The organism is Stenotrophomonas sp. FR010 (genome assembly GCF_047520755.2).
In the GTDB taxonomy this organism is placed as follows: Bacteria; Pseudomonadota; Gammaproteobacteria; order Xanthomonadales; family Xanthomonadaceae; genus Stenotrophomonas; species Stenotrophomonas sepilia.
In genome coordinates this window covers 124731-151316 of record NZ_JAXBQT020000008.1, presented here as the reverse complement: position 1 = coordinate 151316, position 26586 = coordinate 124731, and the positions used below count along the sequence as shown (strand labels likewise).

Annotated in this window: 34 protein-coding genes; 8 read left to right on the top strand and 26 right to left on the bottom strand. The window is 61.3% G+C overall.

Annotated elements, in window-relative coordinates:
- Window positions 1-10: 10 nt before the first annotated feature.
- The 5 genes from ACM0PK_RS09820 to ACM0PK_RS09800 all read right to left on the bottom strand — a co-directional run bounded on the left by ACM0PK_RS09820 (window position 11) and on the right by ACM0PK_RS09800 (window position 5804).
- Window positions 11-3034, bottom strand: coding sequence for a TraM recognition domain-containing protein (locus ACM0PK_RS09820; RefSeq protein WP_235645984.1), 3024 nt, complete (start codon window positions 3032-3034; stop codon window positions 11-13).
- A gap of 2 nt (window positions 3035-3036) precedes the next feature.
- Window positions 3037-3531, bottom strand: a complete 495-nt coding sequence (locus ACM0PK_RS09815; protein WP_197593388.1) for a hypothetical protein — start codon at window positions 3529-3531, stop codon at window positions 3037-3039.
- A 64-nt stretch (window positions 3532-3595) separates the two neighbouring features.
- Window positions 3596-4762 (bottom strand): hypothetical protein, encoded by a 1167-nt coding sequence (locus ACM0PK_RS09810; protein WP_114618612.1) that lies wholly within the window; start codon window positions 4760-4762, stop codon window positions 3596-3598.
- Between the two features lie 66 nt (window positions 4763-4828).
- Complete coding sequence (locus ACM0PK_RS09805; protein ID WP_049419283.1) at window positions 4829-5437, bottom strand: glycoside hydrolase family protein; 609 nt, start codon at window positions 5435-5437, stop codon at window positions 4829-4831.
- A gap of 34 nt (window positions 5438-5471) precedes the next feature.
- Window positions 5472-5804, bottom strand: a complete 333-nt coding sequence (locus ACM0PK_RS09800; protein WP_130519073.1) for a hypothetical protein — start codon at window positions 5802-5804, stop codon at window positions 5472-5474.
- A 1086-nt stretch (window positions 5805-6890) separates the two neighbouring features.
- Here ACM0PK_RS09800 and ACM0PK_RS09795 point away from each other — a divergent pair.
- The gene (locus ACM0PK_RS09795; RefSeq protein ID WP_414606808.1) at window positions 6891-7949 is read left to right on the top strand and encodes a hypothetical protein; all 1059 of its coding nucleotides are present in this window, start codon (window positions 6891-6893) and stop codon (window positions 7947-7949) included.
- Between the two features lie 41 nt (window positions 7950-7990).
- Window positions 7991-8422 carry a hypothetical protein gene (locus tag ACM0PK_RS09790; protein WP_180862704.1) on the top strand — a complete coding sequence of 144 codons (432 nt, stop codon included), beginning with the start codon at window positions 7991-7993 and terminating at the stop codon, window positions 8420-8422.
- A gap of 4 nt (window positions 8423-8426) precedes the next feature.
- Here the strand turns inward: ACM0PK_RS09790 and ACM0PK_RS09785 are convergent, their stop codons facing one another.
- The 10 genes from ACM0PK_RS09785 to ACM0PK_RS09740 all read right to left on the bottom strand — a co-directional run bounded on the left by ACM0PK_RS09785 (window position 8427) and on the right by ACM0PK_RS09740 (window position 13550).
- The gene (locus ACM0PK_RS09785) at window positions 8427-8747 is read right to left on the bottom strand and encodes a hypothetical protein (protein ID WP_180862703.1); all 321 of its coding nucleotides are present in this window, start codon (window positions 8745-8747) and stop codon (window positions 8427-8429) included.
- A 161-nt stretch (window positions 8748-8908) separates the two neighbouring features.
- Entirely contained in the window at window positions 8909-9328 is a 420-nt protein-coding gene (locus ACM0PK_RS09780) for a hypothetical protein (RefSeq protein ID WP_049452734.1), read from the bottom strand.
- Window positions 9329-9817: 489 nt separating this feature from the next.
- Window positions 9818-10174: a hypothetical protein gene (locus tag ACM0PK_RS09775; protein ID WP_414606809.1), complete on the bottom strand. Its 357-nt coding sequence runs from the start codon at window positions 10172-10174 to the stop codon at window positions 9818-9820.
- A complete protein-coding gene (locus ACM0PK_RS09770) occupies window positions 10167-10397 on the bottom strand; it encodes a hypothetical protein (RefSeq protein WP_323162915.1) in 231 nt (76 codons plus the stop codon). Before ACM0PK_RS09770 ends, ACM0PK_RS09775 begins: the two co-directional genes overlap by 8 nt.
- Before the next feature lie 338 nt (window positions 10398-10735).
- The gene (locus ACM0PK_RS09765) at window positions 10736-10960 is read right to left on the bottom strand and encodes a hypothetical protein (RefSeq protein WP_046433416.1); all 225 of its coding nucleotides are present in this window, start codon (window positions 10958-10960) and stop codon (window positions 10736-10738) included.
- 306 nt (window positions 10961-11266) lie between these two features.
- Window positions 11267-11821 (bottom strand): hypothetical protein, encoded by a 555-nt coding sequence (locus ACM0PK_RS09760; protein ID WP_323162916.1) that lies wholly within the window; start codon window positions 11819-11821, stop codon window positions 11267-11269.
- Between the two features lie 11 nt (window positions 11822-11832).
- A complete protein-coding gene (locus tag ACM0PK_RS09755) occupies window positions 11833-12417 on the bottom strand; it encodes a ParA family protein (RefSeq protein ID WP_180862701.1) in 585 nt (194 codons plus the stop codon).
- A 196-nt stretch (window positions 12418-12613) separates the two neighbouring features.
- Window positions 12614-13084, bottom strand: a complete 471-nt coding sequence (locus ACM0PK_RS09750) for a hypothetical protein (protein ID WP_180862700.1) — start codon at window positions 13082-13084, stop codon at window positions 12614-12616.
- The gene (locus tag ACM0PK_RS09745) at window positions 13081-13326 is read right to left on the bottom strand and encodes a hypothetical protein (RefSeq protein WP_180862699.1); all 246 of its coding nucleotides are present in this window, start codon (window positions 13324-13326) and stop codon (window positions 13081-13083) included. Before ACM0PK_RS09745 ends, ACM0PK_RS09750 begins: the two co-directional genes overlap by 4 nt.
- The gene (locus ACM0PK_RS09740; protein ID WP_099596025.1) at window positions 13323-13550 is read right to left on the bottom strand and encodes a hypothetical protein; all 228 of its coding nucleotides are present in this window, start codon (window positions 13548-13550) and stop codon (window positions 13323-13325) included. The genes ACM0PK_RS09745 and ACM0PK_RS09740 overlap by 4 nt, the downstream gene beginning before the upstream one ends.
- A 133-nt stretch (window positions 13551-13683) precedes the next feature.
- Between ACM0PK_RS09740 and ACM0PK_RS09735 the strand changes: the two genes are divergently transcribed.
- Window positions 13684-15597, top strand: a complete 1914-nt coding sequence (locus ACM0PK_RS09735) for a type 4 pilus major pilin (protein ID WP_414606810.1) — start codon at window positions 13684-13686, stop codon at window positions 15595-15597.
- Between the two features lie 31 nt (window positions 15598-15628).
- Here the strand turns inward: ACM0PK_RS09735 and ACM0PK_RS09730 are convergent, their stop codons facing one another.
- Window positions 15629-16837, bottom strand: a complete 1209-nt coding sequence (locus tag ACM0PK_RS09730; RefSeq protein ID WP_157635959.1) for a restriction endonuclease — start codon at window positions 16835-16837, stop codon at window positions 15629-15631.
- Window positions 16838-16913: 76 nt separating this feature from the next.
- Between ACM0PK_RS09730 and ACM0PK_RS09725 the strand changes: the two genes are divergently transcribed.
- Complete coding sequence (locus ACM0PK_RS09725) at window positions 16914-17696, top strand: hypothetical protein (RefSeq protein ID WP_414606811.1); 783 nt, start codon at window positions 16914-16916, stop codon at window positions 17694-17696.
- Between the two features lie 21 nt (window positions 17697-17717).
- Here ACM0PK_RS09725 and ACM0PK_RS09720 read toward each other — a convergent pair whose 3' ends face one another.
- The 3 genes from ACM0PK_RS09720 to ACM0PK_RS09710 all read right to left on the bottom strand — a co-directional run bounded on the left by ACM0PK_RS09720 (window position 17718) and on the right by ACM0PK_RS09710 (window position 19496).
- Window positions 17718-18218 (bottom strand): hypothetical protein, encoded by a 501-nt coding sequence (locus ACM0PK_RS09720; RefSeq protein ID WP_232281411.1) that lies wholly within the window; start codon window positions 18216-18218, stop codon window positions 17718-17720.
- A 74-nt stretch (window positions 18219-18292) separates the two neighbouring features.
- A complete protein-coding gene (locus tag ACM0PK_RS09715; RefSeq protein WP_046433505.1) occupies window positions 18293-18676 on the bottom strand; it encodes a hypothetical protein in 384 nt (127 codons plus the stop codon).
- A 1-nt stretch (window position 18677) separates the two neighbouring features.
- Window positions 18678-19496, bottom strand: coding sequence for a hypothetical protein (locus ACM0PK_RS09710; protein WP_114618596.1), 819 nt, complete (start codon window positions 19494-19496; stop codon window positions 18678-18680).
- Window positions 19497-19602: 106 nt separating this feature from the next.
- On the opposite strand from ACM0PK_RS09710, the gene ACM0PK_RS09705 reads away from it, so the two are divergent.
- From ACM0PK_RS09705 to ACM0PK_RS09690, 4 genes are all read left to right on the top strand, one after another.
- Entirely contained in the window at window positions 19603-19989 is a 387-nt protein-coding gene (locus ACM0PK_RS09705; RefSeq protein ID WP_024958708.1) for a helix-turn-helix domain-containing protein, read from the top strand.
- The gene (locus ACM0PK_RS09700; protein WP_136191685.1) at window positions 19983-20294 is read left to right on the top strand and encodes a hypothetical protein; all 312 of its coding nucleotides are present in this window, start codon (window positions 19983-19985) and stop codon (window positions 20292-20294) included. The genes ACM0PK_RS09705 and ACM0PK_RS09700 overlap by 7 nt, the downstream gene beginning before the upstream one ends.
- Window positions 20295-20430: 136 nt before the next feature.
- Window positions 20431-21915 (top strand): AAA family ATPase, encoded by a 1485-nt coding sequence (locus ACM0PK_RS09695; protein WP_414606812.1) that lies wholly within the window; start codon window positions 20431-20433, stop codon window positions 21913-21915.
- A gap of 33 nt (window positions 21916-21948) precedes the next feature.
- On the top strand, window positions 21949-23037 hold the full coding sequence (locus ACM0PK_RS09690) for an AAA family ATPase (RefSeq protein WP_414606813.1): 1089 nt from the start codon (window positions 21949-21951) through the stop codon (window positions 23035-23037).
- A 13-nt stretch (window positions 23038-23050) separates the two neighbouring features.
- On the opposite strand, the gene ACM0PK_RS09685 is transcribed toward ACM0PK_RS09690, so the two are convergent.
- The 7 genes from ACM0PK_RS09685 to ACM0PK_RS09655 form a co-directional block, all read right to left on the bottom strand.
- Window positions 23051-23377 (bottom strand): hypothetical protein, encoded by a 327-nt coding sequence (locus ACM0PK_RS09685; RefSeq protein ID WP_114618594.1) that lies wholly within the window; start codon window positions 23375-23377, stop codon window positions 23051-23053.
- On the bottom strand, window positions 23377-23562 hold the full coding sequence (locus ACM0PK_RS09680) for a hypothetical protein (protein WP_114618593.1): 186 nt from the start codon (window positions 23560-23562) through the stop codon (window positions 23377-23379). Before ACM0PK_RS09680 ends, ACM0PK_RS09685 begins: the two co-directional genes overlap by 1 nt.
- Before the next feature lie 21 nt (window positions 23563-23583).
- Window positions 23584-23850: a hypothetical protein gene (locus ACM0PK_RS09675; RefSeq protein WP_114618592.1), complete on the bottom strand. Its 267-nt coding sequence runs from the start codon at window positions 23848-23850 to the stop codon at window positions 23584-23586.
- Between the two features lie 477 nt (window positions 23851-24327).
- A complete protein-coding gene (locus ACM0PK_RS09670) occupies window positions 24328-24702 on the bottom strand; it encodes a hypothetical protein (RefSeq protein ID WP_197593398.1) in 375 nt (124 codons plus the stop codon).
- Complete coding sequence (locus ACM0PK_RS09665; RefSeq protein WP_114618590.1) at window positions 24699-24938, bottom strand: hypothetical protein; 240 nt, start codon at window positions 24936-24938, stop codon at window positions 24699-24701. Before ACM0PK_RS09665 ends, ACM0PK_RS09670 begins: the two co-directional genes overlap by 4 nt.
- A gap of 40 nt (window positions 24939-24978) precedes the next feature.
- The gene (locus ACM0PK_RS09660; protein WP_162792537.1) at window positions 24979-25119 is read right to left on the bottom strand and encodes a hypothetical protein; all 141 of its coding nucleotides are present in this window, start codon (window positions 25117-25119) and stop codon (window positions 24979-24981) included.
- Window positions 25120-25977: 858 nt separating this feature from the next.
- Window positions 25978-26364, bottom strand: a complete 387-nt coding sequence (locus tag ACM0PK_RS09655; RefSeq protein WP_114618589.1) for an H-NS family nucleoid-associated regulatory protein — start codon at window positions 26362-26364, stop codon at window positions 25978-25980.
- Window positions 26365-26586: the final 222 nt, after the last annotated feature.

The window sequence follows — 26586 nt, the reverse complement described above, 5'->3', positions numbered from 1 at the left end:
CTTTTGGGGCTCAGTCGTTGGGCATCATCTCGGCCAAGTCCGTGCGGCTCACGCCTGCCCGGCAGAGCGAGACAATCGCATTGCCACGTGCAGCGGTCAGGGCCGGGTATTCCTCTTCCAGGAAGAGCGGCAGGACCTCCCGCTTGCCCCCTGTGGGCATGTCGATGTCCCGTGCCAGCTCCTCTTGGCCCACCGTGTCTTCAGCCCCGACGCGCCATTTGCGCCCCGTCGCCGGATCCACGCGAAGCGCGCTCAAGCGGCCTGCGCCCTGCATCAGCATTTGCTCGTAGGCCGCTGCGTAGGGGTGGTTCGGATCGTTGAGAACGCTGTGGCGGAAGTTGGTCAAGCCACCCGAGAAATCGATGCCACGCGTCGGCTCCTTGAAGGTGGTCAACTGAGCCTTGCCCAGCCGCTTCATCAAGTAGTTGCGTGTGACAAACGAGTGGTTGAGCGCGATGACCGATTGCATGGTGTTGGCCAGCAAATCGGCTTCGTTCTCCGACCCGTAGGTGTTGATAAGGCTGTCGTGGCCCTGCACCGCGATCACCGGCATCAACCCCAGGCTTCGGGAGGTGCTGAAGAGCAGCACGTCGTCCGAAGTCAGCAGCAAATGCGCCTCGTCCATCATCAGCAGCACGTCGGTTTGGCCCGGCAGCATTTCGCGCCACTTGTCGCCGTGCGCCCCGCGTGCCCGAATGCCGTTCATGACACGCTGCTTGAGCAACCGCTGCATCATGTCGCCCGCTTCGCCGAACTGGGTGGGGGGCAGGAACAAGCCCACGAACTTCCCGTAAAGCGCCTGAGAGACGTCCACTTCCCCACGTTCGACGGAATGCCACGGGATGTCATCTGCCGTCCGGAGCTTTTCACCCCGAAGCAGTTTTTCGATGAGCCCCCGCGAGTTCAACGTGAAGGACTGGCGCTGCTCTTTATGCATTGCAGGAACGCCCAGCAATGCCCATTCCAGCGAGCTTTGCAGCTGGGACATGGGACGCAGCAAGTCGGGATGGACGGTCTCGGACCGGGTGGCCAAGCGGTTGTGGTAGTCCCGGGAGTAGGCGGCATAGGCCTCCCGCTCTTCGTCAGTGCTAGACGTATCCGGGCGCTCCAACCCCAACCAGTTCACCAACTCCAGCACGCGAGCGCTGGCAATCTCCCCGCCACGCGGCGTCGGCACCACCTGCTCAACCATCGCCAACAGCTTGGCATGGTGGAATGGGGTGTAGAACCAGTTCCGGGAAGCCTCCGCCACAATCGCGTAAGTGCCCATTTGCTCTTCCACGCGAGCCAGCGCCGCTTCCAGGTCTTCCAACCCCAAGCCACGCTTCTCCAACTCCTCCCGCTCCAGCAGCATAATCAACCGGGCGTGCTCCAACCCTTCCAGCTTGGCGATGCAGAAGTCTCGGTAGGCCTGCTCGTGCTCGCATGCGGCCTTCAGGATGATGCCGGTGTGGAAGAGGAACGCGTCGCCGCCGTCGCTCCAGAGCTTGGACTTCTCATCGACCTTGCCACCGGTCGCGCCGCGAAGGGCCTTGGTGATTTGGTCGGGCTCCAGGCCCTCGTAGGGGGCCACCGACATGCCTGCGCGCACGACGATATCAAACGCGTCCTTGCCCAAATCGGAGATGATCGCGCCGTCCTTCGCGTCGAGGATGAGTGCTCCCCCCCCGCTGCGCTTCGCATCAAGAACGGTCTCGCCCGCGGCGCTCCCCTTCAGTTCATTCCGCAGTCCTACGGCCAATGCGGACTCGCGATAGCGACGGGCCAACGGCCGCAGCACGCTGAAGGACTTGCCGGAACCGATACGCCCGTAGACGATCAGGCCTTGGGTCAGGTCGCGCCAGGACAGCATCATCACCGTGCCCTTGTCCGGCGCAAAGCCATGGCCGCGGTCGTTCAGGTGACCAGACGCTCGACCCACCTTCAAAAGTGGGGTGTTGTCGCGCAACGCTTCGGCAGCCTGCTGCTCGCGGGCCTTCACGTGGGACTTGGACAGGGCACCCTGGGTCGCCAGGTTGTTATCCATGTTCTGCAGGTAGAGGCGAGCGGCCGTTTGAACGAAGTTGCCTTCCGTGAACTGCAAGGCATACATGGCCGCGATCACAAACGCCACGGCCACGCCCATCCCGTCCGGGAGAAGGGAGCCAATCCCCACCAGGGCCAAGATCACCACCATCCACTTCATCATCTGAATGAAGCGCTCGGCGGTTCCGCCCAGCACACCCCGGTGGGGATGCGAGGCCGCACTCAGGAAGGCCGCGAACAACAGCAGGCCAGGAATGGTCAAGATCAGAAGAACGATGCCCGCCATTTTGGCAAAGCCCGCGGCGACCGCCATCATCTCCGCTAACTTGCTCATGGGGTCAGCCGCTGTTTGCTGGACCTGCTCGATGCTGGCGGCGTCCACATGGAGCGCGGACGACAACGCCGCCGAGGCGGTTGCAATCAGCACGGGCAGCACCATCAGGGCCAGGCCCTTGAAGGCTTCCTTCATCCCTTCCGCTTGCTTCAACGCAACAAAGTAAGGAATCGCGGCCAGCAGCACCACGTAACTAAAAGCGCCAATGAGCGAGCCCAAGAAGTATTGAACCGCACCGATCAGCGGGAAGGCCAGATACATCAGCGAGGTTGCAGTGCTGTCGCCGCCCAGCGCCATGTCGTCCCCCAGCACGAAGCCTTCGGCACGACGTCCTTCCTTGGTGATGATCATGCGGGCCTGGGTGTTGCGCAGATCCTCCGGAACCTTCGGCCACCACGGATGGAACCGATCCAGATCCAGTTCTTCGGGCACAACCAGTGCCATCTCTTTCTCGTCGAAAACCGCGCCCGCTTGGACCGCCATATCTACATCCTCTGGGGGAACGTCCAGCACGCGGCTCTTCACGCGGTCGCTCACGTCAAAGCGCCCGACCAAGTTTTCGTAGCGGTCATTGCCGTCCAGAATGATTTGCTCCAGCGTGCTCGACGCTTGATCGTCCTTCTTGAACAGCTTGCGGCCAATACCGACCGTCCAATCCATCAGCGATAGCAACATGCTCAGTGCCTCCCGTTGTTGTTGTTGTTGGTTTGAGATAGCGCCTGACACGCCACGATTTCCTGAGGCGTGATGGTGCCGCTCGTCCATTTCTTTTTGCACTCGTTCAACGACAACGAGGGCGCGAGTTGGATCGCCGCCGGCGAAGGGCGTGTTCCTTTCACTTTGTTGACGACCAATGCCCCAAAGCAAAGGGCCACGCACGCGGCGGAGGTGACAAGAAAGCCGGCTTTGGACACATGTTTTTCGCTGGCGTGCCGAACCTGGCTGGCGCGCAGGGCGTCCATCCTCCAGGCATCAAAGTCCTCATCGTTTGCCACCGGCATCTTCCGGTCCGCCCGCAGGTAGTAATACGAGGTCAGAACGTTTTCCCTGCAATCGGAGAGCCCAAAGCTTTCTGGGTTACCAATGAAGAAGCGCCCATGCAGGTTGAGCCACTTCGATCCGAAGTGGAGCTTTCCGGGCTTTCGATACTGCGTAAACAACCAACCAAACATTTTTCCTCCCATCTTTCATGGATACACATTCTTTCTAGCAAGGCTTTCGATAAGCGCAAGCTCTTCACTTGATCTTTTTTGCCCAAGCGTCGATATCGCTGTTGGCTTGGTCCTGCCAATCGTTTTTCGGCTCGGGTTTAGCAACAGTTTTCGGGACCGGCTTAGGCTTGGGTTTCGCCACGGGCTTTGCAGCCGGTTTCGAAACCGGCACCGGCTTTGACGCTGGGGCGCCTGCCGGGGTCTGGGCCTTAGGTGGCTCTGCCAGCACCGGGGCTTCCACAACCGGGGCAGCGACCGCGGCCTTCTCTTCCACCGGGGCAGGCACGGGCTTGGGCTCCTCAACCTGGGGTGGCGCGGATACAACCGGAGCAACTGGCACGGCGACGGGGGCCGGGGCAGTCACTGCTGCAGCCGGTTTGTCTTGGAGCGGAACGGTTTCGCTGGAGCGGTGAGTGGTCCACCACGCCAACGCCCCACCCAGCACCAGGACGACCACGCCCGCACCAGCCAGAAGTTGCCAGCCCTTCTGGTTGCTGGCCTTCGCCGACGCCTCACCGGCCGGATTGGCCTTGGGGGCTTCCGGTTTCACCGGGGCCCGGGTCGACGTCGCCTTGGGGGCCGGTGCCGGGGCTTGAGCCGGCTTGCTCGGTTCGGGGTTCGAAACAGACGGGACCACCAGCTCGACAGGCGCTGGAGCGGCAGGCGTTGCGTCCACGGCTTCACTGACTGCAGGCGTAGGAACACTGACCGGCTCCACGGCGACCGGCGCGGGGCCTGCTTCTGGTTCTGGTGTCGGCTCGGGAACCACCTCCTCAACAACCGGCTCGGGCGCTTCGGGAGCGGAATCGGTTTGAACGGGCTCGGGCTCAACCACCCGCGGCTCGGGCTGGGCAGTCGCTTCTTGCTCGGCCAACGCCTGGGCGCGCTCGACTTCCAGGCGTGCGTTCTCTGCGGCTTCGGCTTCCCTGCGTGCCTTGGCCTCTTCCGCACGACGGGCCAACGCTTCTTGCGCCTCTCGCCCCTTCTCAGCGGCGACCGAGGCCGCTTGCTTGGTTTTGTCTGCCAAGGCTTTGCCAAAACTTGCAGCCAGCCGGCCTGCGGTTTTCAAGTTTTCTTTTGTCGCATCGCTGACGAGCTTCTCCGCGTCCGTGGGCGCGGTGGTCTTGGCTTGTGCTGCTTTGGCGAGCAGCTCGCGCTGCTTGCGTTGTTTGATGAGTTCTTCGGGTGTCATGGTTCCTCCCAGGCGCTTGAAAAAGATTTGAGCCAGGGGGCTTTCGCCCCCCAGCTCTCGGTTGGCTTAGCGAACGTCGGGGATCGGCGAAACCGTGATGGCGTAATCGCCCCGGCCGCACTGGTCATCGACCGTGGCGTTCTGAAGCGCGCCGCGCTTTGCCAGCTCAACGACCGGCACCTGGCACACGGCGGCATCGGCACCACTGAAGCCAACCGTCAGCTTTTCTTTGCTCGCCTTGAGCAACGCGGCCAGCTTGTCCAGCGTGGCGCCGGTCTTGGCACTCACCGGCTGCATGTCAGCGGCCGGGTAACGGATGACCAGCTTGTCCAGGGCTTCGGCCTGGCCGTCCTTGGTTTCGACGGTCTTGGTATGCACCTGAGCATCCAGGCCAGCTGCCTTGGCTTCGGCTTCCAGTTCGCGGAACTCCTTGAGCTGGGCTTGATAGGACGCAATGCCTCCGACAATCGCCCCAGCAGCGCACACCGTCAGGGCCTTGTCTTTCTTGCCGGTCAGCAGGGCGATGCCTGCACCGGCAGCGCAGCCAATCCCGCCGGCCTTGAACAGGCGCAGCTTGTTGGTCTTTTGGGGTTCGGGCCGGGTGCTGTCCTGGGCAAACGAAAGCCCCGGAGCCAGCAACGCGGCGATGGTGAGAGTGAGGATGAAACGCTTCATGGGTATGCCTCCTTATGAGGTAGTGGGGAAAGGGTTAGAGTTTTGGAGGCAGGAACGCCGAGGTAGCAGCAGAAGCTCGACTGGGTTCGGCAGCCGGTTGCTTGGAGAGGGTTTCGGCGTCGGGTTCTTGCTGCGCCAGGAACTGGGAAAACGCTTGAAGGGTTTTCACCACCAGTTCTTCATTGGCCTGGAGCGCCGCGCTCTGCTCTGCTCGCAAGTCCGCCAGCGCGCTTTCTAGGGCAAGGGCATTCCGCGTTTCGGATTCGCGGACCGTGGCTCGGATGTCGCCCAACGCATCGGACGCTTCAAGCCCCTGAACCACGCCCCGGTTTTTCTCCAGGACCGCCAGGCGCAAATACTTGTTCAAGGAAACGCCTTGTTCTTTCGCGCAATACCGCGCGCTCTCCAACTCATCGGGAGCGATGCTGAAAGATTTGGTTAGAAGCGACGGACGACCCACTTAACCCCCTGCAATGAAAATCCACACCCATGGATTAGCAAAGGATTTAAGAAGCGCAAGTGGGCTAAGCCGTTTTTCTTCTGTTTTTCTGGGGTTCCGGCCATTTTTCAGCCGAACGGTTGGCCAAGTTGTTAGCCAAGACTGAAAACAAGGCGCAGCAAGGCCTGGGCGGGCGGAAAGGCGCAGCGTTTCTAGCCAAGCCGGAAAAACACTTCAGTGCGACTTGTGTATGGCCTACTCCCTTCACCCTTCGGTAAACCTTGAACGGTGAATGGGCAGCCAATCTCTTTCCCCGCAGTCCTCCCCCCAGTTTTCGTTCCACCGATCTTGCTCTTCCGATTTTCAGGGGTAGAAGTAAAGGAAAGTCCCAACCCTTAACGAACCCGGAGACCCCAGTGCCCCTCACTCCCGCCACGCTCAGCCGCTCAAAAACGTTTTCGCCAGCCCCCGCAGCCTCCCTCCCCACCCAGCCAGCTCCCCACGTCCCCACCGACTCCACCCCCCCTGCCTCAAAAATCCGGGACCTCCGTTTTCCCCACTTCCGCACCCTGCCCCAGTTCGTTTTAGTCAAGCGGAGGCCAGCATGGGATCCCGTGAGTGGCTGGGTTCAGTCACGCTGCCGGGGTATTCGGAAAGCCCTGTCTCCATCCGTTTTAGTCAACTCTGCTTGGGGGTTTGGATGGCCGAGTGCGGGGGTTCTCGCGCTCGGTTCGCATACCCTGGAAACACTGACCCCATCCGTTTTAGTCAAGCGGTCTGACCTTGCTCTCGTTCGCTGTCCCCCGGCCTTCGATCAGCGGCTGGGGGTCCAGTGCTGGGCTGGGAATAGATCGGGCAAGCAGGTTATGGGTTTTGGATCGGCGGTAGCTGGGGAGGTTCGACAGGCTCGGCATAGCGTTTTAGTCAAATCTTTTTCAGGCTCCTGCAACGCCCCACTGCCCCCGTTCCGCGATCCGGTTGCTGGGCCTGCGTTGAACGACTGGGGGGTGTTCCGTGCTTGAGCTGACCCCCTTCTTGGATGCCATTGCCCGAGCCGATGCCCCGCTGGAAGGCAAGGCCAACGGCTGGCAACGCAAAGCTGTTTTGGCCGAGTTCGGCAACGCCTGCGCCTTCTGCTCCACTCCGCTGGACCTGGCCTCTCCCAAGTCCTGGACGGCTACGCCACTGGTGCCCGCTCAACTGGGCGGCCCCGCTGGCGTGGTGGAAAACTGGGTGCCTGCCTGCCGTCCCTGCGCTGCTGCCAAGGGCCTGCGCGATGTCGTGAGCTGGTCGGACTGGCAAGCGTCGGCGGACCCTGACCGGGTGGCCTTGCTGCTGGAGCGTCGGCGCTCTGCGTTGCTGTATGCAGAGAACCACTTCACCCCGTTGAGCCCTCACTCCAAGCGTGAGCGCGTGATGGCCCACCTAGGCTCTCGTTTCGACAAGCCCCGCTTCCGGGTCTATGCCTGGTCGGGTGAGGTGGATAGGGAACGGGTGTGCCTGGTGGGCTGGAGCACCCGACACGGGGATCCGTTCGCCGTTGGTGAGGCCCTGCTGGCGTTACGACTAAGGGACGGGGGCGAGGTGCTGTCAGAGGGCCAGACGACCCTTCTGCGGCTTCCGGTGGACGCGTTCCTGGGGGCCGTGTGGGCGCTCATTGAGGCCCATGGGATCGTCGTGCCGCTTGAGGTGCCGGGCGATGGCCAGGTGGACGATGACGACTGGCGGGAGTGCTGGCGCCACCGTGTGATGGACCCGGTGAGCAACCACAAGCGCGTCCCGATGACCGGCGGTCCGGCCCTGCCTCATGCCCCCCGCGTGCTGTCCACGAACCCGGATTCGGTTCGCCGGCTGGCCCAGCTGCAGGCCGCCAAGCGTGCTGACCGGGTGGAGGAAGCCGAGCTGATGTATCGGGAAGCGATGGCTAGGAAGAGCAAATACCTGGAGCGGGTGAAGCGCGGGTTGGAGGCTCCGATGCCGCTGGACGAATACCGGGCGTGGGGGGATGAGGTGAGGCAGTTAGGAGTGGACTGGGCGCGCCTGGAGAACGAGAGCTTGACGCGGGGCGCGTAACGCGCCACAAATAACTACCACCACAAGGCAAGGGATTGCAGATGCAGTTAGAAAAACTTATTCACCTCAGCAAGTTTGAGCTTTCTTTGATGTATGTCAGAGAGATGAGCGAGCACGTCGATGTCGCTCCACTGCTGGCGAAGCCAAACTGGGCTCGCGCCGTATCAGATCCCGCTTCCGTTGCTACGATGGAGTGGAAAGATTTCAACCGCCTACGCAACGGTGCCTACCGAGTCATCTCGAAGCATCTGAAAGAGGCTTCTGAAATCGGCGACAAGATCCGAGACCTAGTCTGCAATCGACTAAAAATCTGCAACAAACTGGGCTTACCTGTCATCGTCTTGGCCAGAGAGGTCGCAGATGCGCTCAAAGATGCCTTTGGAGAAGCAACCGCAAACATCATCACTGCCTTGCTTATTTCCCACGTATCCCTAAGCCTTTTCTGCAAATGTCATTCGAAAGGACACTCCTAGACTGTTATTTGCGCATGATCGTCAAGAACCACCCTGCATAGGGCGTGTTCTTCACCAAGCACCTGTTCCAATCCCCCTCCCCATCGGTCCACCACACCGGGCCACGTTCGCCCAAGCCCGTTTTCGCGCTGTCCACGGCGCGCCGGGCGGCGGCGAGTGCTTCCCCATCCTGATTGGCTTTTGCTGACTTCACGGCACGCCGGGCGTCCATCAGCTCGTGGACCAGTCGCTCCCTCTGCGGCTCGCTTAGGCCCGGGTTGGTGGTTCGCCAGAGGCGCCCGCGGACGATGAGGTAACGGCCGTCTGGTGTGATGAGGGGAGGCATGCTGGGAGGGTATGGGGTGAGCGGTGACGGGGGAGCAGACAAAAGAAAGGCGGCACCCTGGCCGCTCTTGCTTCTATGCCTCCCTAGCCCCCGCCCAACAAAAAGCCCCGGCTTACCGGGGCTCTTCTTAAGCTTCGTGGGCTTGGCTTCGTAGTGTGCCGTCAAAAGCGCACCGGCTGGCGGGCTGCGGAGCTGGCGGCAGGCAAAGCGATATCGAGGCCAATAGCGCGAGTCATTGGCTTGAACGATTCCACCGGATCTTCTTCTTCGTCCTCTGTCGCGAAGAGCACGTTGCCCTTCAGATTGTCACCGACCTCTTCACGCAGAGCAGCCAAGGTTTGGCCGAAGCGGGAGCGAGGTCCCTGATTCCTGGCGTCCACCCTCCAGCGCTCGATCACTTCGAAGCTCTTTTCGTGGCGATGGCCGTTCTTATTCAACTCTTCCATCACTTGATCGAATGAAGTCAAGTCAAAACGAATCGCAGAAAGCATAACAGGATGCCCATACTTCCCACCGCTGGAAGCAGCTTGGGTGATAGCGATAACTTGGCTTCCGTCGGTCGCAAGAGTGTGAATCTTCATAAATATCCTTGTTTGTTTTCAGGTTAGCGGTATTGCCTCCCTACAAATCCAGGTTACGACAGAGCATAAAAATGTAAACCCGAAAGCAACACATTTATTTGACTAAAGTGCAGAACTGACGGGCAACCGCAGAAAACACAAAAACCCTGAAACACCTCACATTTCCCGCCCAGCGCTGGGGCCGGCAGAAACCCCGCCCCCCGCCCTTCCCCCAATGCGCTTTTGCTTTGAGCCACTTTTGCCGTTGCCTTCTCTCTCCTAGATCTCAAAAGAACGCGGCCCGGGGCCGCGCCTGAAAAGCCCCCTCCGGGGAGGTTAGGACATGGGCCGGGGCTTCCGCCCCAGCCACCGCTCAACTCTCCCACATCCGAAAAACCCAGCCACCACCCAAAGGGGCGCCCCCCCCTTTTCTCCCAGCATCGCCAGACTGCAGGCATAAAAAAGGCGACCCTCAGGCCGCCGCTTCCCCTCCCCCGTTTGTTCCCCGCCTCACCTGCTCTGCTCCAGGCACCGGTCAACCAACTGCCGCATCGCCTCGCCCAGCGAGATCCTAGCAGCTCGTGCGTCTTGGATCAGGCTCTTGGCCACCTCTTCATAAACTTTGGGATCGGGCAGCACCGCGCCGTAGCGCATCCCATCAGGCCCATGCTGGGCACGGACCCGGGGCCCGAACGGCTGGCGGATGTCGGCATGGGCGGCCGCCAGGGCAGCCAATGCACTGCTGGCCGTGAGCCCCTGCTGGCGAGCGAGAGCCCGGAATGCGGCAGCCTTGTCCGGGGCAATGCGAACCGTGGGCAGCCGGCGGGGAACCGGCTGCTTGGGGGCGATGGCGTATCCCTTAGCCATTGATGAGCTCATCCCGGACGTGGGCGCGATACCAGCGGCGGCAGACCTTCTCAAACCCTTCTTGATCTTCGCCCTCGTAGGAATGGGTGTAGCCATTGCTATCGCAGATCTGCTCACCGAGGGTGCCTGGTTGACCATTCAAATCAGCGTAGATGTAGGAACGGCCAGGGCGAGAGAAAGTGATGGCGCGGTTGAGTTTACGGCTATTGATGATGAGTTCCATGATGATTACCTTTTTGGCTTTTTCGGTCAGCGGTATTGCCTTCCTATGAATCCAGGTTACGATAGACCCAAAAAATGTAAACCCTAAAACAACACATTTATTTGACTAAAGTATAGAACTGACGGGCAACCGCAAAAGAAACAAAAACCCTGAAACACCTCACATTTCCAGCCCAGCACTGGGCCCGGCGGAAGCCGAGGCCCCACCCGCCTTTCCTCCACAACGCTTTTCCCCATGCCGCTTTTGCCGTTGCTCTTTCCACCCGCCGCCAGCCATAAAAAAGGCGGCCGATGGCCGCCTGTCTTTCACTACCACCCCAGGGATGGCGTAGGACCTGCTCATAGCTCTGCCATGATTTCCTTGTGATCCAACGCCTCGGAAACCTCGGCCAGGGTGGCATACCCGCAAAGACTGTCTTGGTATTTCCCGTCCGAAAGCTCCCACCGCGGCATGGCTTCGCAGTTGTTGGCGGCTTCCATTTTGACGTGGAGCCCAGCTTCGGAGAGTCGCAGTCCCAAACGGGCGGCGCGGTTTTCGAGGGTTTGGCGGCGAGGGGTTTTCATGATGAATCCTTGTTTGGTTTTCAGGTCAGCGGTATTGCCTCCCTACAAATCCAGGCTACGACAGAGCGTAAAAATGTAAACCCGAAAACAACACATTTATTTGACTAAAGTGCAGAAGTGACGGGCAACCGCAAAAGACACGAAAACCCTGAAACGCCTCACACTTCCAGCCAAGCACCGGGCTCGGCGGAAGCCGAGGCCCCACCCGCCTTTTCCCCATGCCGCTTTTGCCGTTGCTCTTTCCACCCGCCGCCAGCCATAAAAAAGGCGGCCGATGGCCGCCTGTCGTTCACTACCAACCCAGGGCTACCGTTGTTTCCTCGCCCGCCCCACAATCGCCTTCCGGACCTGTTTCCGCACCGGATCCAGGTCGTCGGTCGCCGTCGCCACCACCAAGCGCCGCTTGCTCCTTTTTAGTTCCTGGCAGGCCCAGGACGCCAAGGCGATGATCGCAGTGGTGATCACCGGGCTCTCTTCTCCCGTCAAATCCTGGAGCTGATCGCGGAGCTTGGGTGGCACGGTCACCATCGTTCGCTCGGTCCTGACGCCGTTGACGTCCCGGTAATCGAACATCTGGCTACCGCGGCCCACTTCGAGATACACCTTCTTCCCCGACCGAGTAAACGGCTGCTCTTCGCTGTAGTCGAAGTAGGTCTTCCGCCCAGGCGCGTCCCCTGCAGCCACCATCAGCTCTGCCAGCTGCTCTTCGGAAATCTGGTCCAGATCAATGAGCGGCGCATACGTGCGTTGCGGCTTGGCGTGGACCACTTTCGCGGCCTTGGACAGGTCTTTGCGGGCTTTGGCAACGGCGTTCTTGGCGGGGGTCTTCTTGGCAGCCATGAGGTCCGGCAGGGGCAGCATTGGGATGTCCATCATGCATTCCCCCGGCCCGGGTTGGCCAATCTTTTTTGGATAGCCTGACCTACCCGCAATATATCTTCTCGGGCTTTAGCCACGCCCGCGCCGCGCATGGAAAAGACGGTCTCCCCCAGCTCATAGAAGCTTCCCAGCGCAGCGCGCTCGGGGATGACGATGGCCCCGGCCAGCTCCGGGTCTTCCAGCCGCCGGCGGTGTTCAGCCCGCTTGATGTTGACCCGGTTAGCCACCGGCAGGAAGGCCTTGCCCTGCTTCCGGAGGGTCTCGATGGTATGCAGGTAGACGACGTAACTCCCGCCGTCGAGCAGAGTGGGAACGATGTAGAGGTCGCCATCCGGAAGCTGATCTTTCACTGGGGCGCTGGGCGGCAGGTCTTGGATTTCCAAGTCGAACCCGGGGGAGGCCGAACGGCCCACGGTGAATGGGGTTTCGTCGGAAAGCGCGGCCCAGGCAACAGAACAGCAGTGCGGATCTCGGTCGTTCACCAAAACTCGGTGTTGGGAGGCGAAGAGCGCAGCAAGATTGAGCGAAAGCGTCGTTTTTCCAACGCCCCCTTTGAAACAACAGACGACGAGACGCATGATAGAGATCCTTTTATGGGTAGGTCATGCAACACACTAGGCTGCAAACCTAATCCCGCAAGGGCCTCTGCATCCAGAGGGTTTTCGCCGTGCAGACGTCCGGGATTCAGCGACCCAGGCCGCGGCGGGAGCCGTGGCCCTCCCCGCCCCTTCTCCCACGACGCCTTTCGGCGGCGAGTAGCCGCCGGCACGCGCTTCAAACCTCTTCAGCGACCGGTTGCTGAGTCTTGATGAACGCTGGGTGGTAGCGGTGAAGGTGGGTGTTCATCAAATCCGCGGTATGGCGTGCGAACCATGCCTGCATTGCCGGGCACAGAACGCCCCCGCAGGCCTCCGCCAGGCTTCGGCCGGCTGACACCTGGCGCCGCTCCAGCTTCCCAGTGTGCCCCCGTCGCACCACGAACCGCTCCCCGATCTGAACCAGCGGATTGGCCCCGGCGTCCATAAGCGCCTCAATCATTGCCGCATAACGCGTCGCCAGGACCGGGTCCGACTGGATGGCCTTGGAATACATGAGGGAGGCGACGGCCAACGCGGTGATACCAGGATCGCCGGCCACGCCAGCGTCCAGGTCGGGCGTCCCCTTGAGTGTGCGCAGCCACCCATAAAACGCCAGCGGGTCGTTGGTTTGGATGGCCCTGATGAGGCTTTCAGTCCCGGCACTCATTGCCCACCTCCCAAAACCCCGATGAGCACCAGGGCCACCAGCACGTAGAACGGCACCAGCACGATGCTCCACCACGCCTTGGAAACCTGTTGCAGAACGCTTCCTTGGCGATGCTCCGCCGGCAGTTGATAGAAGCGCACCAGGGCGCGCCCAGCGGCGATGGGGTTGGCGACCAGGTCCTGGTAGAACACCGTGGTGCCCAGGAGACCGACAAACAGCAGGGCCATGTTCAAGAGGCTCATGCGAACCGCTCCTCTTCCTTCTTCCAACGCCGCTCGTGGCGAGCGCGGGTGGCGAGGCGCTGGAGACGCCGGTGCTTGTCGGCCAGTTGGTTCAGACCGTTGGTGCGGTCCAGGAACCGCGCGGCGGTGTGGAGCTGGAAATGCGCCAGGTCGGTGCTGGCGGGCTCTCGGGGATGAATCTTCATGGCTTCACTCTCTTTTTGTGAGTAGGTCGGCTTACCCATTAAACCGCTCCTACACCACGATCCAACCACTCCCCCAATCTTTGTCAACCCATTGATTTGAAAGATTTTTGACTAAAATCAAGAACTGCTTTTAGGGCTTGTCAAAACGCGTTCATGTCGCATGCTGAAGTGCATGACAACGCAAGCTCGCCCTCACCGTCGTTCTCCTGCCCCAGGCTTTGGCCTGGTCGAGTTGCTGCTCGCATTGGGGGTTGCCACCGCAATGGGCGCCGCCGCGTTTTGGGTCTACCCCCGCGTCACCACTCGGGTCAACGTGGCGTCGGACGTCGAGAACGTTCGGGACCTGGCCAGTCGCATTGATCGGTCCCATGGCGTCATTGGCTCGTTCCGCGGCGTCAGCACGTTGAACGTTCTTGAGGATGGGCTGGCCCCCACCGACTTCCGCCAGGACAGCGCAGCGACCATGAGCAACGCGTGGGGCGGCGCGGTGACCGTGGCCCCGGCCACGGTGCGCTTGGCAGGGGATGCCTTCACCGTCGGGCTGTCCGGCCTTCCTGCCCGCGCCTGCGTGCCGTTCGTGTCGGCCGTGGCGGGCGACGTGAACGTGCGGGACGTGATCGTGGGCAACACCAGTGTTTTGCTGAGCAACCGAGGGAGCTTGGACGTTCCAAGCTTGGGATTGGCATGCGGTGTCGATGGAGCCTTGGTCGAGGTCGTCTATTACTCCGGCCTCGTGGCAGGTGCGTCGGTGGCCGTGGTGCCCACGCTTCCCCTGCCCTCCACGCCCGCCGTCCCTGGCCCTTCAACGCCGACACCGGCTGGCCCCGTATCCACCGCTCCCAGCGTGCCCGATGCAGTGCCGGGCGTTCCTGGGAGCGTGTCGCCAAGCCCTGGGGTTGCTCCTTCCCCGGCGGTTCCGCCGCTTCCTGTTGCGCCCAGCGTTCCGGTGCCTCAGCCGCTCCCAACGCCGGTCCCCACCCCGGCTCCGCCGGCCTTGGTGCCGTGCCGGCAATCGGAAAGCTCGGCGGCCCGGGCGAGCTGTCCGGCGGGCACGTGGGGCACAGAGACGGTGCGCACGCGCCAGGTCTGCGCTCCCGGCGACGTGGATCCAAACTCAGACGCCGCGTGGGAGCATCCCGAGGCGTGGGTTCAAGCCCAGACGGTGGCGGCCGTGACGACGAGGGATTGCCAGGCCTGCCCGGGGACCACCCGTGAGGAACGCGATCAATGGCTCCCCACGTCGCAAGCCTGCCCGTCGGGTCAAACCGGCACGCACACCTGGGAACGGCAGCAGGTGCGGTCGAGGGACGTGTTTACCCATTGCCCGTTTGGCACCACGACCCTGCCCGGCCCCACTTACGGCGGCTGGTCCCACTGGGTGGATACCGGGGCTCGTCGCAACGAGGTCAACACATGCAAGCCCACGGCCGCTCGCTGCAGCGATGGAAGCTTGCAGGTCGTGGCGTGGCACTCGGCCGATGGGCAGGACGTGCCGCCGCCCTCCGGTTCGAGTGGCATCTCCTACTGGTATCCCGACGCGGTGGTGCGCCTGACGCCAGCGGAGAAAGCAAAGTTGGACTGGGCCATCGCCAACGTGCCCATCCACCGGGTGGAGACGCCTGCACCGATGCCCGGCAACTGGCCCGCCAATGTGAGCGAGTCGGCCTTCTACGAAGAGCAATGCAACGCGCTTTCGGACGCGGGGAACATCCGTTATGCCTACTCCTACGATTTTGAGTGCGTCTCCAACATGGGCATGCACTACTGCGACTACAACTGGACCAGCGGCGGCACGTCCTTGGCCGTGTGCCGACAAGCGTGCGCATCGGAGCTAGTGGGCAAGAGCAACAATCCCTATCGCTGGGAGTGGCCCGAGTCGTCGGTGGTGGCTTCGACGCCCTACATCACCTGCACGGGCCAGCCCGGATGCACGCCCAACGGCGGGTTTGGCACCCAGCAAGGGCTGCCTGCGTGCAACGAGCACAACGTCGGCCAGACCGTCGTGTTCAACTGGTATCGGCAGTTCTACAACCCAGTGCGGGTGGACTACCAGGTGCTGACGCTGACATGCAGAGGGCCTAGCTGATGTGCCGGGGACCATCGTCCCCGCCCATAGGTCAGTCGCAGAGATCAAACCTCAACGGCTTGCCATCCCACCGACCATACAGCTCGCCACTCCCCCAATAGCTGACCCGGCCTTCGCTTTCGCGCCGAATCGCTCTGAACACGCCGTTTCCCGGTGTCTGGTCGACCAAGCTCCCATCAAGCACCGGGAGAACATATCCAACCAGGCCATCCGGCGGAGTTGCTTGAGAAGGGATTGGTAAAAGGAGAGCACCTGTCGGCGTTTCTCGAAGAACGATGCAGAAGCACGGGTAGCTGAAGCTCTTCCAGGAAAAGACCAGCGCAGGATGCGTGCCTCGGGAACGAATCTCGTCGAGCAGCGGGCCGAGCGAAGTCATTGCTAGCGCCCTGGCCTTCGCCTTCATGGCCTCTTGGCTTGCCTCCTCGCACCAAGATGCAACGTCCGATGAGTCGGCGAGGATCAGGTCCTTATTTCGGCTAGCAAAGCGCTTGGCGACGTTTCTGTAGCGAGACGTAGTAACAAACAACCCGCCCGCCTTCTCCCGCAGGCTATGCGCCTCAAGGGCTGCCACTGCATCAAGATCTATAGGACGATGCTTGGCGTAACGCTTCGCTTGCACCAGCGTGAGGGCATCACCCAAAGGGGATTGAATCCACATTCGGACATCCACGCCTTCATCGGCGCTGCCCGGTCCGATCTGAGTCCGCCAGCCTCTGGCCGTGAACACGCTGCTGATCAGCTCTTCGAACGCACGGGGACTCAGCCGATACAGGTCATCTGGGCGCTTCGAAAAATATTCGTAGATATCGCCGGAAACATCCGCCGTATCGGCCTCGATCAGCCGACAGGTCCACCTCCAGCGAGCCCATTCGTCGAACCTCTTCTGAAGGTCGGACTCCTGGTCAATGAGGTAGTAGCCGGCGGTGACGTGGTCATCTAGCTCAATGAATACACCGATGGACTCCAATGCCGCGTAGAGCTCCTCGGCCTCGTCCATCCCTTCATTCAAGCAGCGCCCCACCATACCTTCGGACCAGAGGGTCAAAATGGAAGAACCCTCACCCGGCTCAGTGTCGTAGTGATCAAGTGGATCCTTGTGCCCAGAATCACCCCACAGGTCGTGGCGCTCTGCCCATGACTCGGTGATCGCCTTGGCTTGGGCAACCACATCCTCCAGCTCTTGATCCGGCTTGGCCCTTGACTTTCGAGCACCCTTGATACTTTTAGATGAAGTTGCCACGACATATCTGCCGTCCGATAAAGTTGGAACGTATACTCCGCCCAACCGACATCTTTTTCCACATCCTCGGACGCACATGACAATCCTTTTCTTGATTGCGCTAGCCCTTGCGATCCCTACCAGCGGCCTATCTCTACTGGTCTACGGTGCAGTATTTGTAGGGAAAGCCATCCTTAAAGCTAAAGTAAGGATGCAGGAGGCCAACAAGAACATCGCCTTTAAAGCGATTGACAGCGAGGGCCCGAAGAACCTTCCCTCTTGGGTTAAAAACGAGGATCGGCGAGATGAGTTTGTCAGCGCGCTGCTGATGATGGCTCAGCGAAGAGGAGTTCCGGAGGCTTACTTGGGCGTGATGCTCAACACTCGGCAGTCTCTAGAAATCCTGTTGGGCTTCGCAGCAGAGATGGAGAAGAACGGCGCCTCTTTCGTGGAGCAGCAGTCCGGCAGCATCGATTTCGTCTGCCAGATGTGGGATCGCTTGGACGCAGCAAACAAAGCTAAGTTCGCAAACATTGATCTGACAGAAGAACAGTATCGCAGCCTCCACACGCCAATCGAACGCCGACTCCCCATCAACGCTCCGAGGCGCAACGATGCCCGCACTACCCAAATGATCGAATGGGCAATCGAGACTCTTGGCAAAGAGCCAAGCGTAATCGGAACCGCCTACGACGAGATTTCCTACAGCGCAGTGGTCAGCTACGTTCATGAACGCAAATGCACGCTCATTGCGCGAGTGGCAAAGCCCTATGGCGACTGGCTTGAGTTCCAAACGAACGTGCGTGGTCGGTCCTATCAAGTCACACTGGGAATGACACACGAAGGACACGGTTCGGTGCTCACCTCTCATCCCGCCTAAGATGTCAGTCCATGCGCTGGCTCATCGGGCGTCCGGCAGGGCCGTTCTATCCCACGCCCGCTTGACCCACCCGAACACTACGGCCAGCACGCCGATCAACAGCACGCCCCAGAGCCAAGCCAAGTAAAACGCTGCGGTAGCGATCTCCCCAAGCTGGGGATGCTCCGCATACTTGAACCCCAGAACGGCGGCCGCCACCACCGTCACCACGCCCAATCCGCCCCCGAGCAGCGCCCCTTTCAGGAAGCCGTGCTTCCGAAAATACGGCATCCGCCCCGTTCGGACGTGCCAGTCCCAGAGCCGCTGAGCCCGGAGATGGAGCGCCAGGCAAAATGCCAAAAACGCGAAGACGAGCGCACCGGGCACACAACAGACCACGCCGATGAAGAAGTCGCGCTTCATCACCTCCAGGCCGGCCGCCAGCCCAACCAGGCCCAACGGGCCCAAGATGACGCTAGGGAGGATCAGCGCGGATGGGCCCGGCGGCGCATACACAACTTGCTGCGGCGGATAGCGGTTCATATGGTCCTCCCCTGTTGGATGGCTGCACGCTTGATCGGGACCGGCGTGCAGTCAAGCGGCGGACTGCGGCCCGTTTAGCCCGCAGACGTCCCTTCGTCGGTCACTTCGACCACTTGCCAGCCCTCGCCCTGCGGGCGGAACAGTGCACGCAGCTTCGGCTTGAGGGTGCTTGGCTCGGGCTTGGTGGGCTGGCCACCGATGGACCCCTGCGCTTTTACCGACCCGCCCACCATGCATTCTTGATCCCCATTGGGCTTCTTCTCGCAGTCGAGATCCAAGCCGCCCGCGTCGGTCACTTCAAACCGCCAAGAGCGCTGGAGGGTTGCCTGCCTCCCCTGCTCGGTGAAAAAGCCTTCCACGACCTTCACCCCATCCTCCTTTGAGGGGCCCTTGTCGCCAGAGCAGGCGGTCAGGGTCAAAAGTGCCGCTGCTGCGGCCACGATCAGTGCGTGCTTCATGTCATGCGTCCTTGTCTTTGGAAGGGGTGATGCCGATGATCTGGTTCTTGTAGCCGATCTCGAGGCGGTCGATTTGGAGAACGATGTCGGGCAGGCCGTTGGGCTTCAACCTGCCCTCCACGACCTTGAAAAAGATTCGGTCTCCCGTGGCGTCGCGCCCCACCCGTCGCAGCTCGGCCGCGTCTTCCGGCTTCAATCGCAACGCGGCGTGGTAGCGCCCGCCATGCTCGACCCCGACCACCGCACTGCCCTTGCCCAACGGCGAAGGGCCGATAACGGCCGTCGGAAGAAAGTCAGGCGAGCGGGGATACCAGTCGTGGTTCATGACCAGCACGTAGGCGTGGAGAATGTTGGTCTTGGGGTCGATCTCCACGTCGATGTAGGGCCGCAGGTAGAACGCATCGGTAGAGGCGATCTGCCGCGCCTTGGCCTCAAACGCAGAGGCCGGATCGCCTTGCAGGCCTACGCGTTTGAACTGGTGCCCCCATGAGCCAATGCAGTGGGTTCGCATCGCCGGTGCCAGGGCAGCGCCGGCCTTGGCCTGGGCAAAGAGGTTGTCTTCGCACATGCCGAAACCGGCCGACGCGGTGGCCGCCAAGCCCCACCGGATCCGGGTGTAGCCGTCGAGCACTGGAGGGTCGCCGTCGTCCCAGTAAGTGCCTGCCGGCTCCAGGTAACGCTTGGTCGCCGGGGCCGAGGCGGCGTCCTTGCCCGCCTGCATCAACCCCTTGCCAATCCTTCCCAAAATGCCGTCCTGGGCGGTGGCCGTCCCGCTGGCCAACGCCAGGCACACGGCCACGGCTGCAATCGCTTGCTTCATGCATCCCCCTGATCCCGGCCACCATGGCCTTATTTGCCATTTTGGCAAATGCGGTGCAGCATGGGAAGCGGCAGACTTGGGGATTGTTCCCGGTTCGTGATCGCCCATGCCTGCCCCTCTCGCCCCAGCTCACACGTTTGGCCGCCGCTTGCGCGAGGCCCGGCTGGCCAAGGGCCTGACGCAAGCACAGTTGGGGGCCGTGCTTGGGTTGGACGAGGAAAACTCCGCCGCTCCCAGGGTTTCTCGTTACGAGAGAGGAGATCGCGTGCCGGATCCTGCAACGATGGAAAAGCTGGCCCAAGCACTTGGCATGCCGGTCGCCTATTTCCATGCCACAAATGATCTAGTGGCAGAGACGTTGCTGGTGATGTCGCGGCTTGAACCCGAACAGCAGCGAGAGCTGCTGACGAAGGTGAGGGATTACGCCCAGAGCCGTGGCGTGGCCATCCTCCCGAGTAGCGACAACGATCTCAGGGAAGAGAAGACATGCTGAAACGACTTCGACGCTGGTGGCTGCAGCGGGATGCGCCAAGCCCGATGGCACCGGAGCAGTTGCAGGCGCTGATGGACATCAACCTGCTAGAAATCCAGTTGGCGGCATTGGACGCCCTCAAGTCCTCGACGCCAGCCGCGGAAGCGGCCAGACTGCGATCCCATGCTTGGCTCGCGTCGATGCGTGGGCAAGGCCCGGTCGGGACGCCGAACTGGAGCGAACTGCGGGCTGAAGCGCGAGCACTGAACCGTGATCTGGCAGCCGCCCTGGCTGCCGCCCAGATCGATGCCCCCTCAGAGGCCTGATCCCTACCGTTCGGGAAAACCATTTCCCCATCCCCTACGACCATCACCGACTTGCCTCCAAATGTGACCCGCGTCACTATTGCGGAAGGGGGAACGGAGCCTTCCTGGCTCTGGCCATTCACAGGGGAAGTGACCGATGGCGAACAAGAATGGGGCCGCTGCGCCTACGACTCTGGAAGAGTGGTTGAATGGCCGCCCAAGCTGGCTGCGCATGGCCGCTTCCACGGTGATCCAGCACCGCCGCATGCCGAACGAAGAGGAGATGGAGGCGCTGGCGGATCACTGCCTGGCCGAGGCAGCCAAGAAGCTGGATGCTCCCCACCCGGCGTTGGCACCGGGAACCATCTTGGGGACACCCACCGCCGCTGAGCTTCGCATCGACTCGGTCTCCTCCATCCGCGGCGTCAATGCCCTTGGCGAGGACGCGGCATTGGACCTCAGCCAAGGCCAGATGACCGTGGTCTACGGACCCAACGGGGCCGGCAAATCGGGCTACGCCCGTTTAATGAAGCACGTTTGCGGCGCGCGGGCCAGGGGTTCTATCCACGGCAACGTGTTCCAGCAAAACCCCGCTGCTGCCTCTGCCCTCATCAAAGTCACGGCGACGCGATCCGACGGCACCACATCGCCTGCTGAACTCACTTGGCAAGCAACCGACGGCCCCCATGCGACGTTGAAAGCGGTGCCGGTGTTCGACTCAGCCACGGCGCTGGAGTTCGGCGACAGCGCCACCACCGCCACCCACCTTCCCCGGGCCATGCGGTTCGTCGGGATGCTCATCAAGATCTCCGATGACCTGGCCACCCAGTTGAAGGCCCGCGGAGCCAAGCTCACCAGCAAACTGCCCATCATCCCGGAAGACCACGCGCAGAGCAGCGCTGCAACGGTCCTCCGGAAGTTGACGGCGAAACTGACCGAAGAGGAGATCAACCAGCGTTGCGCTTTCCCCGCTGCACTGAACGATGAGCGTTTGGCGCTAGAGACCGCCCTGGCCCAGGCGAACCCTGAAGTGGCCCACGCCAAGGCCGTCGGAGAGCTAGAACGCTTGTCGCAGATGGCCACAAGCGTCTCGGCGTTGAGGGAGAGCTTGAGCGACGAGAAGGCCCAAGCCCTCTTGGATGCCCGCAGCAATGCAGAGGTCAAGCGCCAGGCCGCCACCGCCTATGCCACGGCATTCCTCAACGGGTTGCCTCTCAAGGGCATCGGAGACGCCGTGTGGCGAACCCTTTGGGACGCTGCAAAAGCGTATTCGACAGGTCTTGCCTACCGTGACCACCCTTTCCCCCACGTTGGGGACGAATCCCGTTGTGTCCTCTGCCAGCAACCGTTGGGAGACGACGGCAAGGCCCGCTTGGCCAGCTTCGAGAGCTATCTCAACGACACCCTGCAGACAGAAGCCAAGAGCGCGGAAGACGCGCTGACGGCGCTGAAGAAGGCATTGCCCAGTCCTCTCACCGATGTCGCCTGGCAGGCCCAGTGCGCTGCTATTGGCTTGGAAGCCCCTCAAGCCACTGAGCTGCTTGAGGCCATCCATGCGAGGTTGAAAGCCATGGCCGGGGCCACGACGGCTTCGGCGGTGGAGTGGTCGGTGTGGACCAACGCCTACGATCAGAAGGTCTAAACAACCACCGCTGATCGCGACGCGCTGGCGGGCTTGCTGGACCCGACGGGGCGGAAGGAGAAGGAAACCCGCCTAGCAGAGCTGAAAGCACAACAGTGGCTGTCGGAGCAGCGCGATGCGGTATGGGCGGACGTGATCCGCCTCAAACGCGTGGGAACGGTGGAAGCCGCTGTCCGGTCCACCTCAACCAGCCAGTTGACGACCAAAAGCAATGACATCGGCGAATCGGAGTTGGCCAAGGGCTACTGCGACCGCTTCAATGCCGAGTTGCGGGCGCTGGGGGGCCATTCGCTTCCTGTCCGCATGTCGTATCGCTCCCAAGGCAAAGGCGCGTTCACCTTCTACGTGGAGCTGAAGGACGCGCAAGGCGCCCAGAAGAATCGGGAGATCCTGAGCGAGGGTGAGCAACGCATCGTGGCATTGGCGGCCTTCCTGGCCGATGCGACGGGCCTTGAACGGGGCATGCCCGTGATCTTCGACGACCCCATCTCCTCCCTGGATCAACGCTTTGAGGAGGCGGTCGCCAAACGCTTGGTGGATCTGGCCGAGCATCGCCAGGTGATCGTGTTCACGCATCGGCTGTCTTTGATGGTCCTGCTGCAGAGTGCCGCCAAGCAGCGGGCCAACCTCGATCAGTCTACGGTCAAGGTCGCGGTTGAATCGATCGCCCGCGATGGAAGCAGGACCGGCATGCCGGCGCAGATCAATACGTTCTCTCTGAAGCCACAATCCGGCTTGAACCAAATGATCAGCAGCATCGGACAGCTTAAGAAGCTTGATCCGCCACTAAAAGAACTTGCCCTGAAGGCCGCCTGCAGCAACTTCCGAATCTTGGTTGAGCGCTCCGTAGAGGACGAACTTTGTTCGGGCATCATCAACCGCTATCAGCGCGAGATCAACACGCGCAACAAGCTACAGCGGCTCAGCGCAATCACTCCGACAGACTGCGCACTGATCGACGGCATGATGACCAAGTATTCTGCGTTTGAGCACTCTCAATCCATTGATACACCAACGTGGCTTCCAGAGCCGGACGAGCTCCTTAAGGACGTGCAAGACATGCTCGAGTGGTGCAAGAAGTTCAGTAAGCGAGCGGAAGCGGCGGCGAAACCCAAGGCGTAGGCCGGGCCACCCTTTACTGCGGGCTCACGGTCATCAGAAGCGCCGCTTGCCAGCGCTTCCCACAGTAGGTGGCAGCTTGATGCAACTCGTGCGCGCGAAGAAACGCATGCAGCCACTCTTCGGCGTCCTTGACGCCCGTCAGTTCCCGAATCACCACCCCGGCCAAGCAATCCCCAGGGACGGCAAAAAGGTCGTCGTTCAGATCGCTGCTGGACAGAGGGGTATGGAAATCGGCCCCCTCTTGGAACGCCTGAAGCAGGTGCTGCCGGGCAAGAGGATCCCGGCGTGCCGCCCATGCGAGGCGAACGAGCTCCGACGATGGCCAGGGTGCGGGGGTCATCAGAACTCGTAACCGTCTGGCACGCCCGAGGGGATGCCCTGCATGGGGCCGGAGTAGCCCACCTGCTGAACCAGGTTCTGGGCGGTTTGCGACATGCGATCCAGGCGTTCCGGGACTTGGTCCAGGGCGAACAGAACCATGCCAAAAACGGCGATGTTAAGCAGTTTGTTGAAAAGTTTTCGCACGAGCGAGGTCCTCCGTGGTTGTCAGGGGTTCGGGTTTAAAAAAAGCTGGTGGTGTTGGGCGATGCCGAACAGGCAAAGCGCCCAGGTGGCCGCAATCGCTGCAGGAGCCAGGCAGAGCGACACGCCGATGGCAATGTCCGACAGCTTGGCCTTGGGGTCGGTCACCATCTCCCATCCCAGCTTGGCCGCTCCCATGCCCGACATGGCGTCGAACAGGAATCGCAGGAGCGCTGAGGTGGTGGCGATGGAAGACCGGGCGGGCGCTTGGGTTTGGCTGCGAGTATTCATCAGAGCGCATCCGGTCGATCAGCAATGGCCAATCCGGCGACCAATCCAGCCAAGAGGCAAAAAGCAAAGAACGTCAACATGGGGTTTCCTTTGGTTAAAGAGCATCGGCGCTCTTCTCTGATCTCAAAGTAAAAGAAAACCAACTTTTCGCAATAGATAGACCCTGTATTTTTCTGACTAAAATGCAAAACTGACGGGCATTGGCAGAAAATGCCAAAACCTTGAAACACCTCATATTTCCACTGCCCGCCAAGCGCCGGGCCCGGCGGAAACCCCGCCCCCCGCCCTTCCCCCAATGCGCTTTTGCTTCATGCCGCTTTTGACGTTGCCTTTTTCTCTTCAAGAACTCAAAAGAACGCGGCCTGGGCCGCGCCTGAAAAGCCCCCTTCGGGGAGGAAAGACCCAGCGCCGAGGCTTCCGCCCCAGCGTCCGCGTGGCTGTCCTTGGCCCCATGCCCGCAAAAGGCAGTCCGATTCGTCAGGCGCTGGCTTGGATGCATCGCCAGACCAACTGGCGAACGGCTTCTGGCTGACGAATGCCGATTCGGTTGGCGTCGATGAGCAGGGCCATGGCGACCTGGGGAGCCACCTGCACACTGGGGAGCGCGGTTTTGTAGCGCTCTCGCCCCTTCGCCGCCTCTCCGGTCCAAGGCGTGGGGCGTCGAGGGGAAAACGGTTCTCGAATCTGGGCGTGTTGCTCGATGAGCTGGGCCAGTGCAGCGCGCATGCTCAGGCCTTGCGCGGCGGCCAGGGCTTGAAACGCGGCTTTGCTGGGCGCGTCAATCCACGTTTCATGGATGGTCTCCACAAGTGAAATGTTGTTCCGCTTGGGTTGTAGCGTGTAGCGGCTCATCCGCTCCTCCTCTTCTCCTTCAGGTCTGCTCTTACATACAACCCCGAATCCATAAAAACGAGGGCCATCTCGCCAAACGAAACGCCCGCCGGAAACTCTTGACTCCAGACCACAATCCCATCTTTGAGGTAGCTGTATTCCTGGCGAGTCACTACGCCAAAGCCATCTTCTGAGTCGCACATGTATTTGACCCGGTGGCGGTAACCGGCGTTCTCGATTTCAATCAACTCTTTCATTCGAACCCTGCTTGTGAGGGCCAGAGGACGTAGCGCCTTGTCATGCGGTCCTCCGGCTGGGCTTGGCCATCCATCCTTGGGCGGCCGCTTCTTCAGCGGTCAGCAACGCGGAAGTGCCCAGGAAACGCGTGAGCTGGTAATGGCCGATGGTGTGCGGATACCGCTGGAGGTGGGCGTGCATGGCTTTGTCGAAGTAGCACGTGGACCCCGAGCGGCGTTGATAGGCGAAATAGCGGCGGCGACGCGTTGCTGGGGGCTTCATGCCGAACCCCCGCAATCGTCGCAACGCTGCATTTCTGCCGGATACGTTGAGAAGGGGTAGGCCCCTTTCTGCCCCACTTCCCCGCAGCACCCACACTGCATGAGCCCCCGAGCCGTTTGGCAAATCGCGGCCTCCGGGCCTTGCCAAACCACGCCGACAACGACGGCTTCCCAGGAGCTGCCGCTCCGGGCAACCACAGTGAGCCTGTCGCCGTTCCGAACATTCGGGGCGGGCACCCGGGCGCCCCATTCGCCCGACTTGAGTTGGAGGGGCCTGGCGTGGTGGTGGGCCATTAGAAGACCCCCCGATAACCAAGGGCAACAAAGCCTGACCGGCCAATAGCGCAAGCAATCATTAGAAAACCTTTGAAGAGGGGGCATTCCCTCACTACCCACTCAAACTAAGCCCCCTCAAAAAAATCGCAATACTTTCACCCTGCGTTTTATCGACTAAATATCAAAACTGCCGGAAGGGCCGCGAATCGCTGAAAAACCCTGAAACGCCTCACATTTCCCGCTCAGCACCGGGCCCGGCGGAAGCCGAGGCTCCACCTGCCTTTCTCCCAATGCGCTTTTGCTTTATGCCGCGTTTGACGTTGCCTTTTCTCTCCAAGAGCTCAAAAGAACGCGGCCGGGACCGCGCCTGAAAAGCCCCCTCCGGGGAGGTTAGGACATGGGCCGGGGCTTCCGCCCCAGCCTGCGCGTGGCTGCCATTCACTGAACGCCCACAAAAAAAGCCCCGGTTTGCCGGGGCTCTGTCTGCAACGCCCAATGGCAATCAGGCCTTGAACGGGTGCGCCGGCCATTCCTGGTCCGGGTGTTTCTTTTTCCACGCTTTACCTTCAGCAGTTTCGGCCCATGCAAGGAATGCCTTCGGCTGACGTCCAGTGCCAGCCCACGTGGTCCCATCCGGGATCTGGAACTTCGGGGCGCGACTGATGCCGGTGCTTGCGGAAGACGGCTTGCGTGGCTCAAGCAGCGCCTTCAGATCGTTCTTCTGCTTTGTCGTGTAATGCTGCCCGAACTGCTGCAAGGTCTCGTAGACTCCTGCAAAGCTGGCCCCGGCTTCGGCCGCAAGCGCATCGCCTTCGGCCTTTTCCATTTCGGCCAGCAAAGCCTCGGCCTCGGCCTTTTTCTTTCGGATTTGTTCAAGCGTCAGTGCCATGGCTTTCCCTTGGGGTTGGTCAAACCTTGATCCTGCCGTTTCGTAGAACCACTGTAAACCCTCAACGACTCAAACCCGGCTTGCACCGTTTTCGGACCCCAGATGGAGCGGCGTCATCCCTGCATGGTTGAGGCTCTCTCGCCAAGTGCTGCCCCGCCATGAGGGGGACCACCAAACTCAGGTGAGGGGCAGGCCCCATCGGGGCAACGTCGCTGAGGAACA